Source organism: Mesorhizobium sp. L2C084A000 (assembly GCF_000502875.1).
Taxonomy (GTDB): Bacteria; Pseudomonadota; Alphaproteobacteria; order Rhizobiales; family Rhizobiaceae; genus Mesorhizobium.
In genome coordinates this window covers 47,990-63,778 of record NZ_AYWX01000020.1, presented here as the reverse complement: position 1 = coordinate 63,778, position 15,789 = coordinate 47,990, and the positions used below count along the sequence as shown (strand labels likewise).

The window sequence follows — 15,789 nt, the reverse complement described above, 5'->3', positions numbered from 1 at the left end:
GCCCCGGCACGGCCGTGGCGGCGGGGCTGATCGACGCGCATGCCGGCGGCGTCGGTACGGTCGGCGCGCGCGGCGCGTTCGGCAGCGTTCTGTCGCGCATGGCCTATGTCTTCGGCACCTCAGCCTGCACCATGTCGTCGACCGCCGAGCCGGCCTTCGTCGACGGCGTCTGGGGTCCGTATTTCTCGGCCATGGTGCCGGGCCTGTGGCTGAACGAGGGCGGCCAATCTGCGGCGGGTGCGGCCATCGACCATCTAGTGCGCATGCATCCGGCGGCCGGCGAAGCGACCGCCAAGGCGCAGGCCGAGGGGCTCAGCCTCAGCGCCTGGCTGTCGCTGCAGGCGCAGAGCCGCAACGGGGCAGCGGCGACGCCGGCCTTGGTCGGCGGCATCCATGTCGTGCCGGAATTCCTTGGCAACCGCGCGCCTTTCGCCGACCCGGACGCACGCGCGCTGATCGCCGGGCTCGATCTCGACACCAGCCTCGACAGCCTGGTCGGGCTCTATGTCGCCGGGGTCTGCGGGCTGGGCTATGGCGCGCGCCAGATCGTGCGGGCCGAGCATGACAAAGGCATTGCCGTCGACACCATCGTCATCAGTGGCGGCGCCGGGCAAAGTCCGCTGGTGCGCCAGCTGCTTGCCGACACGACAGGCATGGTGGTGGTGGCGTCGACTTCGCCGGAACCGGTGCTGCTCGGCTCGGCGATGCTGGGCGCCGTCGCCGCCGGGACCTACAAGGATGTGGCGGCGGCAATGGCCGGCATGTCGGAACTCGGCGAGGTCTATCATCCCGACGCTACGCTGGCCGGCTGGCACGCGAAGCGCTTCGCGGCGTTCGAGCTGCTGCAGCAGGCCGGCAGGGCCATCCGAGGCTGAAGCGAGCGGCTCCTGTCGGGCTCTGTCAGGAGCGTGGCGAACACCGCTTGGCGATGATGCCGGAAGCTGGCAGCTTTGTTCTGTCGTAGACCCTCCTGCGGCTTGCGACGAGGGCAGGGCGACAGGATCAGGAGGCCCCAATGGCTGACGAGAAAGCGCCCGTGCCATTCGCATCGGATGAGGTGCCGTGGACGGAATGGTCCGATGTGCCGCGCTTCGGCGTGCGCTATCGGCATTTGTCGCTGGCCGCGCTTGGCGAAAACTACCATGTCGGCGTGGCGATCGAGGAGTTGCCGGCGGGCAAGCAGACTTCGCCGGCGCATTACCATATTTTCGAGGAAGAGCATGTCTTCATCTTCGAGGGGATGCTTACCGCGCATGTCGGCGACGCCGCCTACGCCATGAAGGCCGGCGACTACATCTGCTTTCCGGCAGGTGCAGCGGCGGGGCATTGCCTCATCAACACCAGCGACGCACTCTGCCGCTACGTCCTCGTCGGCGAGCGCAACCCGAACGACGTTGTCGTCTACACCGCCTCCAACAAGGTGCTGGTGCGCGCCTTGGGCAGCCGTGCGATCTTCGATCTCGCGGCGACCCGAACCTACTGGGACGGTGAGAGCACCGGCCTCGCCGCCGGCGATCCGTTGCCGTCGGATGTGACGGCCGGTGTCACCAAGGCCCCGGCCGCGCCGATCCCGCCGGTCGCCAGCGATGCTGTCGAGTGGAAACAGGAAGGCGAGGGGGCGCGGTTCGGTGGTCGGTCCAAACACCTCACCTGTGCCGCCTTGGGACGGCCCGACTACCATGTCGGCGTGCTGATCGAGGCGCCGGCCCCCGGCATGCGCCTGGCGCCCAGGCACTACCATATGCTGGAAGAAGAGCATGCGCTGATCCTGGAAGGGCAGGTGACGCTGCTGCTTGGCGAGGCGCGCCACGAGATGAAAGCCGGCGACTATGTCTGCTTTCCGGCCGGCCTGGCGGTTGGACATTCCTTCCTCAACAGCGGTACGGGACCGTGCCGCTATCTGATGATCGGCGAGAAAAACCCCAACGAGGTCTGCGTCTATCCCGATTCCAACAAGATGGCGGTCGACGCCTTGCGCCGGCGCGACGGCATTTTCGATATGGCCGGGGTTAGGCGGTATTGGGATGGCGAAGCGTAGAACTGAAAGTGTCGATATCCGACTCAAATAGCCGCGCTCTGAACGCGAGAACCGTTCGGAGATAGGCGTTGTTGCCACCCTACCTGGGTGACGCTAGTCTGGTTCGGGCACTTCAACGGGGGAGTTGGCGGGGATGCTCCTGCCATTCTTGCGATGGCCTTCACGCTATCACCGCCGCCTTGGCAGGCTGAGATGGGTGGCTTTGTTCGCGCCGTTCATTCTGTTGTCGGGCTATATCGTCTATGGCTTCGTNTGGCTTCGTCGGCATTCGGTTTGATACGCCTCTCTCGGTGCTGAGGCACCTTGCCGCGTTCCCGAACTGCACGGCCGCCCGCAGGGGCGAACCTGGCTATTGGCCGACTCACGATGCCGACCATGACGGCATAGCCTGCGAGCCCTGGCACGGGGCAAGCCGACGACACGGGGCAAGCTCCACTGGCGTTCGGGTCCATCGTTACTCGCGTACCGGCCCATAGCCTTTGCCTTGGCTTCACAGCTCCTTCTCCGCCAGTTCCCTGAATTCATCCGGCACCGAGCGCGCCGCCTCCAGCGCCACCGTGCCATAGCCGACCGCCTGTTTGCCGAAGCGTTCGCGGATATTGTCGATGGCGCGGTCGGCGTCAAAGCGTGCCAGGCCTTTTCGGGTGCCGGGCCTCTGCTTCTCGTCGGCGAGATCGAGCGGCAGTTCGAGCTGTAATTCGAAGCTTTCCTCGAGATGCGAGACCGAGATCGCCAGCAGCGAGATCGTTCTCTCGTGGGGGTTGTCGGCAAGCACGCCGCGCACCAGATCGCCGGCGATCTCGGCCAGCATCGCGGTCGCCGAGATCGGCTGGTCAAGCGTGATCGAGCGGGTGACGGCGCTGAGATCGGCAAAGCGCACGCGCACCGTCACCGTGCGGCCGGGCCGCGCCTTGGCGCGCAGCCGGCTGGCGACGCGGTCGGCCAGATGCAGCAGGGTTGGCACGATGACGTCAGCTACGGCGGGCTTGCGGCCAAGCGCCGATTGCGCGCCGGCCGAATGCGCCCGGCGCTTCGTCTCCAGTTTTCGCGGGTCGCGGTTCCATGACAGCGCGGCGAGCTTTTCGCCGGCGGCGGGGCCGAGCAGCCGCGTCAGCGCGCCGCTGCGCGTCCTGGCCAGCTGGCCGATGGTCTCGACGCCGATTTCCGCCAGCCGCGCTTTGGTCGCCGAGCCGACGCCCCACATCAGCCCGACCGGCAGGTCGTGCAGGAAAGCGAGCTCGCTGCCGGGTTCGACGACCACCAGCCCATCGGGTTTTGCCACCTGCGAGGCGATCTTGGCCAGATGCTTGGTGCGGGCGACGCCGATCGAGATCGGCAGGCCGAGTTCGGCGCGTACCCGGCTGCGGATCGTCGTGGCGATCTCCTGTGGGGAGCCGAACAGATGCGTGCAGCCGGCAACGTCGGCAAAGGCCTCGTCGATGGAGATGCGCTCGACCAATGGCGTAAAATCGTCGAGCACCTTGATCGCCGCGTCGCCTAGCCGCTGGTAATGGCTGAAATTGCCACCGACGAAGATCAGATGCGGGCAGAGTTCGCGCGCCTTGCGCCCGGGCATGCCGCCGCGCACGCCGAAGGCGCGGGCCTCGTAGGAAGCGGCGAGCACGACACCGCCGCCCACCGCGATCGGCTTGCCGCGCAGCGACGGATCGAGCAACTGCTCGACCGAGGCGTAGAAAGCGTCGAGATCGGCATGCAGGATGGTGGCTGTCGTTTCCATCCCGACCGCACATCCGCAGTTGCTGATAGATTGGAACAAATAAAGAACAAAGATGGATCATTGTCAAGGGAAGGGCGATTTGTGCGGCAACAGCCATGCCGGTTCCGCCTGAACGCAACCGCCTAGACAATATGCTCCGCTCGCAGCGCCGCTTTCATCCTTTCCAGCGCCGCTTCGCCGCCTGCCGCCAGTTCGTCGGCAATCCTGGCCAGCTTATCGTCGGCCTTGCGGTGCTTGCTGCCCCAGGCGCCGAGCGTCGCCAGCACCGGCAAGAGGTCGATGCCTGCTTCGGTCAGCCGGTAGACGGTTCTCAAGCCATGCGTCGGGTCGTCGCTTCGGGTGAGGATGCCCTCCTCCTGAAGCGTTTGCAGTCGCTCGGCCAGCGTGCGCGAGGAGATGCCTTCGTCGGATTGCAGGAATTCGCGAAAGTGCTTTTTCCCGGCGAAGACCATGTCGCGGACGATGAGCAGCGTCCAGCGGTCGCCGATCAGTTCGAGTGACAGGTTGATCGGGCAGCCGGACTTTTCGCGCGTCGACATCTATGGTTCCATTTTTAAATCACTTTACTATTGACATCGTTTTGGCCTTGCGTCAACGGTTCCAAATGTAAACTGTTTTGCGATGGCCCTGAGGAGAATGACGGTGAAAAAGCTGGTCCTGCAGATGCAGATGTCGGTCGACGGCTTTGTCGGCGCCAATGAGGACCATTCCTGGCAGCTCTGGGAGTGGGGTGACGAGAGCGCCTGGGACGGTGCGCTGAAGCAGGACTTTAACGCCGTCTTCGCAGGCGTCGATACCATCCTGCTCAGCCGCAAGATGGCGCAGGAGGGCTATCTCACCCATTGGGGCAATGCGGCGAAGAAGTTTCCGCGCGATCCGTTCTACGCCTTTGCGCAGCGCATCGTCGACTCCCGCAAGGTGGTGCTCAGCAACAAGCTCAAGCAATCGGCCTCGGAGCCGGCTTGGGAGCGCACCAGTGTGGTCAGCGGCGACCTGCCGCGCGAAGTCAATGCGCTGAAAGCGGGCGAGGGCGGCGACATGGCGGTGTTCGGCGGCGCCGGTTTCGCGTCGGCGCTGATTGCGGCCGGGCTGGTCGACGAGTTCCAGCTTTTCATCAACCCGGCGGTGCTGGGTGCGGGCCGCCGGATTTTTGATCAGGGCGGTTTTAGGAACCTGCGGCTACTCGGCTAGAAGGCCTATGCCTGTGGCATGGTGGTCAGCCGCTATGCGCCGGCGGGGTGAGGGGGACCTCCATCTTCTCCCTGGTCACTTCGCATCGTGAAAAATGATCCCGACCGTGTGGCGCATGCCTGAGCGCAACCGGCTGACGCCATGGCGCAGGTTGACCCGGTAATTGCCTTTGGTGCCCTGCACCGGCCGGTTGTGGACGGCGAAGACAACGGCGTCGCCCTGGCGCAGCGACACCACTTCGACCCGGCTCTGCATGCGCGGGCGCTGCTCGGTCAGGGCGAACTCGCCGCCGCTGAAATCCCGGCCCGGTTCGGAGAGCAGGATCGCCACCTGCAGCGGAAAGGCGAGGTCGCCATAGAGATCCTGGTGGAGGCAGTTGAAGTCGCCAGGCACATATTGCAGCAGCAGCGGCGTCGGCCGTGACTGGCCGGCGGCATGGCACTGATCGAGAAACGCGGCGTGCGTCGCGGGATAACGCATGGCCTGCCCCATGCGCTCGTTCCACCGATTGGCGACCTCGGCCAGCCTGGGGTAGAGCGCGCTGCGCAGGCCACCCAGGAGGTCGGGCAAGGGATAGCGGAAATAGCGGTACTCGCCCTTGCCGAAGCCGTGCCTGGCCATATGGATGTGGCTGCGGAAATATTTCTCATCCGAATAGAGGTCGGCGATCCGCCGGCACTCCTCGGGCGACAACAGCTTTTCGATCACGGCACAGCCGAAGCCGTCGAGTTCGGCGGCAAGGGCCGGCCAGTCGTAACCGGCGACGCGTGTCTCGGCGGCTTCGATCACCGATCTGGCAATTTTGGCATGGGCATTCATATCGTAGCCTCCTTGTCGAGCAGGGCGCGTTTGCGTTCGACACCCCAGCGGTAACCGGCCAGTGAGCCGTCGGCGCGGACGACACGGTGGCAGGGAATGCCCAGCGCGATCGCGTTGGCCGCACAGGCGGTCGCCACGGCGCGGGCGCCATTCGGCTGGCCGAGGCGGCGAGCCAGTGCGGTGTAGCGGATGGTGGCGCCGCACGGGATGCTGCGCAGCACATCCCAAACCTGTTGCTGGAATGGCGTGCCGTGGCGCATGTCGAGCGGCAGGTCGAGGCCGACGCCGGGCATTTGGATGAAGCGCGCGATTGTCGCGAGATCGTCGCGCAGTGCGGCCTCGTCCTCGACCAGTATCTTGTCGGGGAAGCAATGGCCAAGGTCCCGCTCCAGCGCGTCGGCGTCCGAGCCGATCAGGATGGCGCAGACGCCGATCTGGCTGCGCGCTGCCAGGACGTCGCCGATTGCGGATTCACCGATGGCATAGCTTATGGTGTCGAAGGCATTGGGGACGCTCGCCGGCGGCGCCATTTGGGTTTGCATGAGGTTCATTGCGTTTACTCCTTTGTCTGTGCGTGAACCCTACAGGGACGGCTTCTCGCGCTCACTCCGGTGCTTGCTTTCAAATTCGAATTTCGAAGGTAGGTGAACCGTTCTACGCGACACGAGTAACAGCGACCTCGCCGAGCAAAAACACCTCACCCGTCAACAACCGCAGCTCGATCTCGCCGGCCGCGGTGCGGCTCCATTCGGCTCTGCCGTGATCGACCATCTCGCCAATGGCCGCCATCACCAGTAACTTAGAGCCTTCGGCGCGCCGGCTGCCGGCAGCTTGGGTCCGGCTGGTCGTATCGGTGGTGGGAGACCTTGCCATCGCGCGCATTGCCGGTCCTGGTCAGGCCCGAATTGACCGGTTGGCATTGTCGGACGCCGCCTCACGCTCCAGCAGTGCGCGCTTGCGCTCAACGCCCCAGGCGTAGCCGGACAGGGCGCCATCCCTGCGGATCACGCGGTGGCAGGGAATGGCGACGGCATGATTGTTGGCGGCGCAGGCGGCGGCGATGGCGCGGGTTGCCTTCGGCGCACCGATGCGCTGCGCGATCTCGGCATAGGAAACCGTGCGGCCGACGGGGATGTCTTGTAAAGCCTGCCAGACACGCTGCTGGAAGGCGGTGCCGCGCACGTCGAGCGGCAAATCGAGACCGAGCGCCGGAACCTCGACGAAACCGACGACGCGGGCGACCAGCGCCTCGTAGTCGCTGTCGCCGCCGATCAGCCGTGCCCTGGGGAAACGGTCCTGCAGGTCGCGCACCAGCGCGTCGGGATCGTCGCCGAGCAGGATCGAGGCGACGCCCTTTTGACTGGACGCGACCAGGATGGCGCCGAGCGAAGTCTCGCCGACGGCGAAGCGGATCTCTTCATCAGCGCCGCCGGCGCGATAGCGCGTTGGCGTCATGCCGAGCATGCCGGTGGATTTCTCGTAAAAACGTCCGCTTGAATTGAAACCGGCATCGTAGATCGCCGTCGTCACGCTGGCGCCGTCTTCCAGGCCCTGGCGGACCCGGGCGGCGCGGTGCGCGGCGGCATAGTCCTTCGGTGTCAGCCCGGTGGCCGCCTTGAAGGTACGATGGAAATAACCGGCGCTACGGCCGGCGGCATCAGCCAGCTCAGCGAGCGACGGTTCTTCCTCGCTCTGCTCGATCCTGCGGCAGGCATCGGCGACCATCGCGGCATTACCGGCCTCGAGCGATGGGCCATCCGGGTTGCAGCGCCGGCACGGGCGAAAGCCGGTTGTCCTGGCCTGATCGAGCGTGCCGTGCAGTTGCACATTTTTCGGATTGGCGCGCCGCGACGGGCAGGAAGGCCGGCAATAGACGCCGGTCGTCGCCACCGAATACCAGAATGCGCCGTCGGCCGACTTGTCGCGCGCAACGATACGCGCCCAGCGCGGATCGTCGGCGATTTGCGGCGGCGCGGATTTCAGATTTTTCGCCAGGGTGATGAACATGGCCGGCATTGAAGCCGCTGGAAGAAGGCCCCGCCACCCGTTTCCTGACAACCTCCCGCCGGTTCTCCTACGCCGCGCGCTTGGGCTCGATCGCAAACGGGCTGAGCCCGAGCCAGGTCTGCATCTTCCTGCCGATGGCCTGGTCGCCGGTCAGGGCAACCTTCGCACCGGCCTTCTCGACGGTCAGCAATCCCATCCAGATCGCCGTCATCGTGTGCAGGTCGGTCGAGACGTAGAGGTCGACGTCGAAACCCGGATCGTACCAGCACAGATCGACCTCGCCGTGCTTCTCGACGATCAGCCACCATGACCGTTTGGACGCCGGCAGGTCCTGATACAGAAATTGTATCACCGTGCGTCCCTCGGGCAGCGGCGAGGGGTTCAAATTGCGCCGCATGTCCCACATCAGCAATGACGGATCGAGGTTCTTGAGCGACAGCCGGGACTCGACCCATTTCTGCCCCCAGAAGCCCATCGCCTCGACGACCGGGCGCAAATCGCGGCCGGCCTCCGTCAGCCGATAATCGAAGATCCCCTTCTCGCCCCGGACCTCCCCGCGCTCGACGATCCCGGCGATCTCAAGCTCCTTCAGCCGTTGCGACAGAAGGGTTGGCGACATTTTGGGGACACCGCGGCGCAGGTCGTTGAAGCGGGTCGAACCCGCCACCAATTCGCGCATCAGCACCATCGTCCAGCGGGTGCACAGCACCTCCGCGGCCATCGATAGCGGGCAGAACTGTTTGTATCCGTGCTGGGTCATGATTGTGCCTCTCCTCCAACTTGGGTCGAACATTAGGCCTTCATGATTGAGGCGGCCAGTACGGAAACTGTACTACCCCAGTACAGATCGCGGACTGGTTGGCGAGCGCCTTGCCATGCGAGCCCTTGGCCGGTTGCACGGGATACCCTGTGCGCCGCAATCAGGAGACTATCATGACCGCTTACGTTATCGCAGACATCAAGATAAACGACCCGCAATGGGTGCCGGCCTATGCCGCATCGGTGCACGACCTCGTACACAAGCATGGCGGCAGATATCTGTCGCGCAGCGGCAATGTGAAGACGCTCGAAGGCAAGCCGCTCGACACCACGCTGATCGCGCTGATGGCGTTCCCGTCGGAAGCGGCGGCGCGCGCCTTCACCAATGATCCGGCCTATGCGCCCTTCGTTTCGGCCCGTCAGGGCGGCAGCGACAGCCGTTTCCAGATGATCGACAACACCGATCTGGCCGGAACGATCCCGTATCTGCCAAAGGGATGACCATTCCTGGCATCGTTTTCGGGATCTCCAAGCAACAACAGTCACAGCGCTTGCCTGCCGGGCCTCCGTATTTTCGGCGGCCGGCCAGCTGTGCTTTTTCAAGAAGAATAGAATGAAGATGATATCGAACTTTCTCAACAGGCCAAATTTTCGCTGCAGACTTGTCATGGCCGGGGCCATGCTGGCCGTCTGCACCAGCTTCGCACAGGCGCATCAGGAAGCGGCCGCGCTTGCGTCCGTCCCCAATCCGCTGGCTGACAAGGTGCGGGCTGCCAACAGCCGGTTTCTCGACGTCAAGGCCGCTACATCAGAGGGCTATGCGCCCATTCCCTGCGCCAGCGGCATCACCGGCGGCGCCATGGGCATCCACTATGTCAACGGCGGATATCTGAAGGACGACAAGATCGATATCGCCCGGCCTGAGGCCGTGATGTACGAGCCGATGGCCGACGGCACGCTGCAACTGGTGGCGGTCGAATACATCACCTCGAAGGGGCCGGCGTCGCTGGACGGACAGCTGTTCAATTTCAACAGCGCGCCCAACCGCTATGGCCTGGGCGAATTCTACGAACTGCATGTCTGGGCCTGGAAGGGCAACCCGACCGGCATTTTCGCCGACATGAACCCGAAAGTGTCATGCGAACACACGATGGCGCCGAGCCAGTAAGCAATGAAGCCAGGCGGCGTCAATGCCGCCTGGTCGCCCTCCGTGACAGTTGGCAGCTCCGGCCCAGCGGCCGCTTTCGGCGAGGAAAAGCCGGGGAGGTGCGTGCCGCTGGCGCTCCTCGCGGCGTCAGGCAGGTACGGTCTTTATGCCGCTTGATCCGGGATCGCCAATCCCACCTCGGCGGTATCCCGGCTCGCTTGCGGCAAGACGAAGCGTCCCGTCACGTACCAGAGCAGGGACACCACGAGAATCGAGAGATAGCCATCCACGGCATAGTGCCAGCCGGTGTAAACCGAACCGAACAGGATGAAGGCCGCGAAGGACCAGCCGGCGATTGCCCACCGGCGGCCGAATTGGGCCAGGAAGAATGCGTTGAGCGTGGCGATCGCAACATGCATGCTGGGCATGGCCGAGATGCCGCCGCCGAGTTCCGGGCGGCCACTCTGGTAGGCTGTAAACAGATAATCGGCGTACAGATGGACCGACGCGCCGTAGCCCCTCTGCGCCAGGGCGGCCTGCAGCGCGACAAACCGGTCGCCGCCGTAGATTTGGTCGTGGAATATCGGGCCGGCGGACGACAGCAGGGTCGCAAGAACGGTGCCGCACAGCATCGTGGTCAGCGCGAATGCCCATAGGTAGCGCAAACGCCCGACCGGATTGTTCCAGAAGGCGACGAAGAGCACGGCGCCGAACCATTGCAGAAGCCAGCCATATCCATAGCCGGCGAAAATGGCGACCGACACCGGTTCGGAAACGATGCTGTGCGCCCATGTCCAGGGATCCGCGCCATGCAGCCGAAGATCGAGGTCCGCCAGGGCGCGGTCGGCGTAGAACGGCACCATGTCCGGGATGGCGGCCTTCAAGGTGGTGAATGCGGTGACGCCGAGAAAGAACAAGAAGATGACGGGTGCGGCTGCAAGCCAGCGGTGCCTGAGTACGCCGAGGATGAACCTCGTCGGCGTATGCCGGGCAAATGCCAGCCCCGCCACACCAAGGCCCGCCGCCAGAAGCGCGGGCAGGAAAAAGGCGAACGGCTTGGCATAGGATTGCGCCAGATGCAGGTAGCGGTCCGGCTGCAGGCAAACAGCGGTCATGGCATAGATCAGACACAAGGCAACCAGCAGCCAGCCGCTCCTGGTTGTCGCGATGTCGAGGTCAAGGATGGCAGCTGGGCGGCGATTGTTGCCGCGCTGACCTGTGTGCTCACTCATCGAAGGACGTCCCGCCAGTTGTCCAAAAAAATAATTGGATTATTTCGCAGGCGATATATTACCATCAGGTTACACTTGTGGGCAAATAGATCTCTAAATATTAGAGCGATAGAATGCTTGTTGGCAAAGAGTCTGTTTACGAAAGCGTTGCGCCGTCCTCTTTGTCTCTGCAACGCGATCATCGGCGCCGCCGATGATCCCGGGATCATCGGATTGGCCGATGACCTGGAGCCATGACTAGGAAGATCCGGCCGATGCGAAACTCCGGTTCTTGCCGGCCAATCGAAGAGCAGAGGCGGCAGGCGGGGAGCCAACAAAGCAGCCCGCCATCGCCGCGGTAACTGTTTCTTCTCTGGTTTTGCCGCAGATTGCCCCGCGGTGGAGCAGGCGAAGCAGACGATGGCGCGTCAGGGCAAGAAAAGTCGCAATGGAACGTTCTGGGCCAAGGCCCTGGAGCGCGCCCATCTTGGCGTCTGGGACTGGGATCTTGTGACCGGCGACTGCTTCTATTCCGCGACCTGGGCGCGGATGCTGGGCTACGATGAGAGCGAACTTGCCGACACCAGCGACCTGTGGCTGCAACTGACCCATCCTGACGACCGCGAGCGGGCGCTGGCCAGCGGCGACCGCCACATTGCCGGCCTGACCGACACCATCGAGACCGAATTGCGGCTGAAGCACAAGCAGGGACACTGGGTGTGGGTGCTCGATCGCGGCGGCGTCGTCGAGCGCGACGCGATGGGAAAGCCGCTCAGGCTGATGGGTGTGCAGACCGACATCTCCAAGCAGAAAGCCGCAGAAGCCGAACTCGAGCAGGTCAATGTGCGCTTCCGCCTGGCGCTCGCCGCCAGCGGTACCGGCATCTGGCACCACGACCTCGCCACCGGCAAAAGCTATTGGGACGAACGCACCAGGGAGATTTTCGGACTTGTCTCCGACACCGCCGAAGTCGAGCGCGACCACTGGTTCGGCTATCTGCATCCGGACGACAAGGAGGCCGCGTCGCGCGCACATCTGGTGCCGCTCGAAACGGACAAGGTCACCGCGGTGCAATACCGCATCGTCCGACGCGACGGAGAGGTCCGGCACATAGAATCCCTGCTGCGTTTCATCGCCGACCCGCAAATCCCGGACCGCCGGCTGGCGGGGCAGATCCTGGGCACGGTGCGCGACATCACCGAAGACAAGCAGCGTGAGCAGGAACTTGCCTATGCGGCCCGCCACGATGCGCTCACCGGTCTCTGGAACCGTGCCGCGTTCGACCGGCTGCTGGCCGATCATATCGCGGCCGCGCAGCGGCTGCCGCTCTCCGTGTTCTATGTCGATCTCGACTACTTCAAGGCGCTCAATGATTTTGCCGGCCATGCGGCCGGCGACCTGGCACTGAAAAGCGTTGCCCAAGGCATTCTGGGCTGCCTTCCCTCGACGGCGCATGCCGCGCGCCTGGGCGGTGACGAGTTCGCGCTGCTGATGCCCAATTGCGATACGGCGCAGGCCGGGCGGCTGGCCGACGCGGTACTTGCAGCCGTTCGCGATGCCGAACTAGGATCGACGGCCAAGTCGCGCAAGCTGGCGGCCTCGATCGGCATCGCTTTCGTCGATGACGCCAACACGACGGTGGCCGACGCGCTGGCCTGCGCCGACGACGCCTGCTACGCGGCCAAGGCCGCCGGGCGAAACCGATTTGCCGTCTTCTCCACCGATACGGCATCGGGTTCGGGTGGCCTAAACGCGGCGCGCGTCGTCGCCGATACGGTCGATGCCATGGAAGACGGGAGGCTGAAGCTGTTTGGCCAGGAAATCCATCGGCTGGGCCGTCCCTGGCTGGAAAGCCGCCATGTCGAAGTGTTGGCCAGGCTCGCCGCCCGCAACGGCCGGCTGGTGCCACCCGGCGAGTTCATTCCGGTGGCCGAGCGGTTCGGCATCGCGTCGCGGCTCGACCGCTGGATCATCCGCACCGCGCTGTCGCGGCATGGTGCCGCCTTGCGTTCGGGGGCGTTGACGCTTGGCTTCAATCTGTCGGCGCAGACGCTGAGCGACCCGCAGCTTTGGGACTTCGTGGACAACGTCATAGAAGAAACCGGGGCGCCGCATTCGGGCATCGGCTTCGAGATCACCGAAACCGCCGCCGTCACCAATTTCGACGCCGCCGAACAGTTTGTGCGCAAGGCGCGCGAGCGGCGCTGCCGGGTCAGCCTCGATGATTTCGGCGCTGGTATGAGCTCGTTCGAATATCTCCGGCGGTTCCCCGTCGACGCGATCAAGATCGACGGTTCCTTCATCGAGCACATCACGCAAAGCCGTTTCGACCGCGAGATCGTGCTGGCCATCACCAGCATCGCCCGCAGCCTCGGCTGTGACGTGGTCGGCGAGAAGATCGAACGGCAGGACACGCTGGCCATGTTGAGCGACATGGGCGTCGCCTTCGGCCAGGGATTTTTGCTGCACCGGCCGGAGCCGCTGGAGCGGATTGTCGTGCGTGCGACCAAGGGAGCGGCGGCCCGCAAGGCATCGTGATCCGGGTGCGGCGAGTTTCAGGCCAGGCCGGACTGACCTGAAACTCGCCACAGTCTATCCGGTTCGCCGCGCCGTTGATTGCGGAAACTCCAGCACTCCAGCCTCGGGTCGCCTGTGCTGCGCCTCCGTCACCGCTTCGATCAACAGATCGAGCGCTTCACAGGCCGTGCGACTCGTCTCGTCGTTGCCTTGCAGATAATGATAGGCGCGTTCGAGGTGGATGCGGGCGGCTGAAAAATCGCTGGTCAATGGTCCCTCCATGATCCCGCCCTAGAAGACCTTGCCGGAGACGAGGGAACGCCGGGTAAATATCCACAAGCGGCTTTTATTCAAATGCCGCAGAAACAGGGCGCGGCAGATGCGCTGTCAGGAGTGACGCCACCCAACTCTTTGCGGTGCCTTGCCGCGCGACTAGACTGTCGGCTCCCTTGTCCGAGGTGAGACCGATGATCGTCCAGGCCTGCATCAACGGCGCGCGTCCGCGCGATTTCCATCCCGCGCTACCGCTGACTGCCGAGGCGATGGCCGGCGATGCCGCCGCCTGCGTCGCCGCGGGTGCCTCCGAACTGCACATCCACCCGCGCGGCCTTGACGGGCGCGAAAGCCTCGCGGCCGTCGATGCCACCGTGCTGGCGTTGCGTCAGGCCTGTCCGGGCACGCTTATAGGCGTGTCGACGGGCGCCTGGATCGAGAACGATGTCGAGCGGACCCGTGCGGCGATCTCCGGCTGGCGGGAACTGCCCGACTATGCATCGGTCAATCTGTCGGAGGTGGATGCGCCTCGCGTGATGGAGCTGTTGCGCCAGCGTGGCGTCGGCATCGAGGCCGGGCTTGCCACCGTCGCCGACGCTGAGCGCTTCGTGGCGCTTCCCGACCACGACCGGGTGCTGCGCATCTTGATCGAGATCGACATCCCGGATCTGTCCGTGGCACTCGACGAGGCACACGGCATCGCCACGGTGCTCGATCGCGCAGGGGTGCGGCGGTCGATCCTGCTGCATGGCGTCGACACAACTGTCTGGCCCCTCGTCGAGCTTGCGTATCGCAAGCGCTGGTCGACACGGGTCGGCCTGGAAGACGGCAAGACGCTCGCCGATGGAACTGTGGCGAAGGATAACGCGGCGATCATCGCTGCCGCCGTGGCGATCTTTCGCGGCTAGTTTTCCAGAATGATCTGGATCGCCTTATCCACCACCGGATGCAAGCCGCTAGCCTGGAAGGACAGTCGGTTGCCGGAGCCGACATTGCTGGTCATGGCGATGGTCAGCTCTGAGATCGGGTCATGCAGCATGACGGCGACGTAGCCGGGGATACTGCCCTGGTGGCCGTAAAAGGCGCGGTTGGCGTAGGCGCTCTGGAACATGCCGGCGCCGGTCTCGCGCATGCGGGTGCCCGGAAAACTCGCTGGCACGCGGTGTTCGAACATCTCGGCGAAGAACGGCGGCGACAGCACTCTGCCGGAAAAGAGACCGCGCATGAAGCTCACCATGTCGGACGGCGTCGACACCATGTCGCCGCAGCCATAAGCGGCGCCGAACGGGAAGGAATCGGAAGAATCCTGCAATTCGTCGGAGTAGCGCAGCACGCCGTCCATGCGCCACATCTCGCCGCCGGAGGCGATGTCGGTGGGCGCATTCGCCGGCGGCGGGGGGCGGTGGTAGTAGCCACGCACCATCGACTTTTCCGGAAAGGCTTCGGTGGCCGGCGACCAGGTATTCTCCAAGCCGAGCGGCTGCAGCACCGCGCTTCTGACATAGCCGCCCAGCGACTGGCCTGTCACCGCCTCGATCACCATGCCGGCCAGCACATAGCCGGTGTTGTTGTAGACGGCGGGTCCGCCCGGCGCCTTCTGCTTGTCGGAAGCGAAGGCTATGTCGACCAGTTGCCGCGGCGTCCATTGCCGGCTCGGATCCATCGGAATGTAATATTCGAACTCCGGCAGGCCGCTGCGGTGGTTGATCAACTGGCGCACCGAAATGTCTTTTGCTTCCGGCAGGTAAGGAAACCAGCCGGAGATCGGCGCTCCGAGATCGAGCTTGCCGTCCTGGGCGAGCTTGGCCAGGGCCGCGGCAACGAAGGTCTTGGTGCAGCTGCCGATCTTGAACAGGCGTTCAGGCGAGACGGCAATGCCATGCTCCCGGTCGGCTAGGCCGGCGGTCAGGGTGGTTGGTGCGGCGCCAGTGGAGTATGCGAGTGATGCGCCTACCGCGCCATCGGTGAGATAGGTCTTGAGGAGGGCGTTCAGGTCTTCACGCATGGATTCTGCTTTCGCCGCTAAATTGCTGGTTTCATAGATGATGTCGGTGCGTCCTCGGGCCGAGCCCGAGGGCAGGGTCGCCAA

The 15,789-nt window shown here is 64.5% G+C and carries 18 protein-coding genes; 8 read left to right on the top strand and 10 right to left on the bottom strand.

Annotated elements, in window-relative coordinates; translation table 11 throughout:
• The 3 genes from X735_RS138410 to X735_RS01000000166415 form a co-directional block, all read left to right on the top strand.
• On the top strand, positions 1-875 hold an 875-nt coding region (locus tag X735_RS138410; RefSeq protein ID WP_023813874.1), incomplete at its 5' end, for an FGGY-family carbohydrate kinase.
• Between the two features lie 140 nt (positions 876-1,015).
• Positions 1,016-2,038 carry a cupin domain-containing protein gene (locus tag X735_RS1000000166905; protein WP_023813873.1) on the top strand — a complete coding sequence of 341 codons (1,023 nt, stop codon included), beginning with the start codon at positions 1,016-1,018 and terminating at the stop codon, positions 2,036-2,038.
• Between the two features lie 242 nt (positions 2,039-2,280).
• Positions 2,281-2,514, top strand: a complete 234-nt coding sequence (locus X735_RS01000000166415; protein ID WP_245273303.1) for an excalibur calcium-binding domain-containing protein — start codon at positions 2,281-2,283, stop codon at positions 2,512-2,514.
• A 14-nt stretch (positions 2,515-2,528) separates the two neighbouring features.
• On the opposite strand, the gene dinB is transcribed toward X735_RS01000000166415, so the two are convergent.
• Positions 2,529-3,776: a DNA polymerase IV gene (gene dinB, locus X735_RS138415; RefSeq protein WP_023813871.1), complete on the bottom strand. Its 1,248-nt coding sequence runs from the start codon at positions 3,774-3,776 to the stop codon at positions 2,529-2,531.
• A 122-nt stretch (positions 3,777-3,898) separates the two neighbouring features.
• A complete protein-coding gene (locus X735_RS138420; RefSeq protein WP_023813870.1) occupies positions 3,899-4,315 on the bottom strand; it encodes a helix-turn-helix domain-containing protein in 417 nt (138 codons plus the stop codon).
• A gap of 103 nt (positions 4,316-4,418) precedes the next feature.
• On the opposite strand from X735_RS138420, the gene X735_RS01000000166410 reads away from it, so the two are divergent.
• Positions 4,419-4,967, top strand: a complete 549-nt coding sequence (locus X735_RS01000000166410) for a dihydrofolate reductase family protein (protein WP_050592756.1) — start codon at positions 4,419-4,421, stop codon at positions 4,965-4,967.
• 75 nt (positions 4,968-5,042) lie between these two features.
• Here the strand turns inward: X735_RS01000000166410 and X735_RS138425 are convergent, their stop codons facing one another.
• From X735_RS138425 to X735_RS138445, 5 genes are all read right to left on the bottom strand, one after another.
• A complete protein-coding gene (locus tag X735_RS138425; RefSeq protein WP_023813869.1) occupies positions 5,043-5,786 on the bottom strand; it encodes a 2OG-Fe(II) oxygenase in 744 nt (247 codons plus the stop codon).
• Positions 5,783-6,337 carry a methylated-DNA--[protein]-cysteine S-methyltransferase gene (locus X735_RS138430; protein WP_023813868.1) on the bottom strand — a complete coding sequence of 185 codons (555 nt, stop codon included), beginning with the start codon at positions 6,335-6,337 and terminating at the stop codon, positions 5,783-5,785. Before X735_RS138430 ends, X735_RS138425 begins: the two co-directional genes overlap by 4 nt.
• Before the next feature lie 103 nt (positions 6,338-6,440).
• On the bottom strand, positions 6,441-6,668 hold the full coding sequence (locus X735_RS138435; RefSeq protein WP_023813867.1) for a hypothetical protein: 228 nt from the start codon (positions 6,666-6,668) through the stop codon (positions 6,441-6,443).
• A 12-nt stretch (positions 6,669-6,680) separates the two neighbouring features.
• Positions 6,681-7,793 carry a bifunctional DNA-binding transcriptional regulator/O6-methylguanine-DNA methyltransferase Ada gene (ada, locus tag X735_RS138440; protein ID WP_023813866.1) on the bottom strand — a complete coding sequence of 371 codons (1,113 nt, stop codon included), beginning with the start codon at positions 7,791-7,793 and terminating at the stop codon, positions 6,681-6,683.
• A gap of 67 nt (positions 7,794-7,860) precedes the next feature.
• Positions 7,861-8,553, bottom strand: a complete 693-nt coding sequence (locus tag X735_RS138445; RefSeq protein ID WP_023813865.1) for a helix-turn-helix domain-containing protein — start codon at positions 8,551-8,553, stop codon at positions 7,861-7,863.
• 173 nt (positions 8,554-8,726) lie between these two features.
• On the opposite strand from X735_RS138445, the gene X735_RS138450 reads away from it, so the two are divergent.
• Positions 8,727-9,053 (top strand): DUF1330 domain-containing protein, encoded by a 327-nt coding sequence (locus tag X735_RS138450; RefSeq protein WP_023813864.1) that lies wholly within the window; start codon positions 8,727-8,729, stop codon positions 9,051-9,053.
• Between the two features lie 166 nt (positions 9,054-9,219).
• Positions 9,220-9,720, top strand: a complete 501-nt coding sequence (locus X735_RS138455) for a hypothetical protein (RefSeq protein ID WP_023813863.1) — start codon at positions 9,220-9,222, stop codon at positions 9,718-9,720.
• Positions 9,721-9,863: 143 nt separating this feature from the next.
• On the opposite strand, the gene X735_RS138460 is transcribed toward X735_RS138455, so the two are convergent.
• The gene (locus X735_RS138460) at positions 9,864-10,931 is read right to left on the bottom strand and encodes a phosphatase PAP2 family protein (protein WP_023813862.1); all 1,068 of its coding nucleotides are present in this window, start codon (positions 10,929-10,931) and stop codon (positions 9,864-9,866) included.
• A 399-nt stretch (positions 10,932-11,330) separates the two neighbouring features.
• Between X735_RS138460 and X735_RS138465 the strand changes: the two genes are divergently transcribed.
• Positions 11,331-13,448 carry an EAL domain-containing protein gene (locus X735_RS138465; protein ID WP_023813861.1) on the top strand — a complete coding sequence of 706 codons (2,118 nt, stop codon included), beginning with the start codon at positions 11,331-11,333 and terminating at the stop codon, positions 13,446-13,448.
• Positions 13,449-13,502: 54 nt separating this feature from the next.
• Here X735_RS138465 and X735_RS138470 read toward each other — a convergent pair whose 3' ends face one another.
• Positions 13,503-13,697: a hypothetical protein gene (locus X735_RS138470; protein WP_023813860.1), complete on the bottom strand. Its 195-nt coding sequence runs from the start codon at positions 13,695-13,697 to the stop codon at positions 13,503-13,505.
• Positions 13,698-13,894: 197 nt separating this feature from the next.
• On the opposite strand from X735_RS138470, the gene X735_RS138475 reads away from it, so the two are divergent.
• Positions 13,895-14,608 (top strand): 3-keto-5-aminohexanoate cleavage protein, encoded by a 714-nt coding sequence (locus X735_RS138475; protein ID WP_023813859.1) that lies wholly within the window; start codon positions 13,895-13,897, stop codon positions 14,606-14,608.
• Here X735_RS138475 and X735_RS138480 read toward each other — a convergent pair.
• Complete coding sequence (locus X735_RS138480; RefSeq protein WP_245273302.1) at positions 14,605-15,789, bottom strand: serine hydrolase domain-containing protein; 1,185 nt, start codon at positions 15,787-15,789, stop codon at positions 14,605-14,607. The genes X735_RS138475 and X735_RS138480 overlap by 4 nt on opposite strands.

Excerpts from the sequence above, each read along its gene's own strand:
- ada (WP_023813866.1), bottom strand. The coding sequence starts at position 7,793 with ATGTTCATCACCCTGGCGAAAAATCTGAAATCCGCGCCGCCGCAAATC.
- X735_RS138435 (WP_023813867.1), bottom strand. The coding sequence starts at position 6,668 with ATGCGCGCGATGGCAAGGTCTCCCACCACCGATACGACCAGCCGGACC.
- X735_RS138460 (WP_023813862.1), bottom strand. The coding sequence starts at position 10,931 with ATGAGTGAGCACACAGGTCAGCGCGGCAACAATCGCCGCCCAGCTGCC.
- X735_RS138450 (WP_023813864.1), top strand. The coding sequence starts at position 8,727 with ATGACCGCTTACGTTATCGCAGACATCAAGATAAACGACCCGCAATGG.
- X735_RS138445 (WP_023813865.1), bottom strand. The coding sequence starts at position 8,553 with ATGACCCAGCACGGATACAAACAGTTCTGCCCGCTATCGATGGCCGCG.
- dinB (WP_023813871.1), bottom strand. The coding sequence starts at position 3,776 with ATGGAAACGACAGCCACCATCCTGCATGCCGATCTCGACGCTTTCTAC.
- X735_RS138455 (WP_023813863.1), top strand. The coding sequence starts at position 9,220 with ATGGCCGGGGCCATGCTGGCCGTCTGCACCAGCTTCGCACAGGCGCAT.
- X735_RS138465 (WP_023813861.1), top strand. The coding sequence starts at position 11,331 with ATGGCGCGTCAGGGCAAGAAAAGTCGCAATGGAACGTTCTGGGCCAAG.
- X735_RS1000000166905 (WP_023813873.1), top strand. The coding sequence starts at position 1,016 with ATGGCTGACGAGAAAGCGCCCGTGCCATTCGCATCGGATGAGGTGCCG.
- X735_RS138475 (WP_023813859.1), top strand. The coding sequence starts at position 13,895 with ATGATCGTCCAGGCCTGCATCAACGGCGCGCGTCCGCGCGATTTCCAT.
- X735_RS138420 (WP_023813870.1), bottom strand. The coding sequence starts at position 4,315 with ATGTCGACGCGCGAAAAGTCCGGCTGCCCGATCAACCTGTCACTCGAA.
- X735_RS138430 (WP_023813868.1), bottom strand. The coding sequence starts at position 6,337 with ATGAACCTCATGCAAACCCAAATGGCGCCGCCGGCGAGCGTCCCCAAT.
- X735_RS138425 (WP_023813869.1), bottom strand. The coding sequence starts at position 5,786 with ATGAATGCCCATGCCAAAATTGCCAGATCGGTGATCGAAGCCGCCGAG.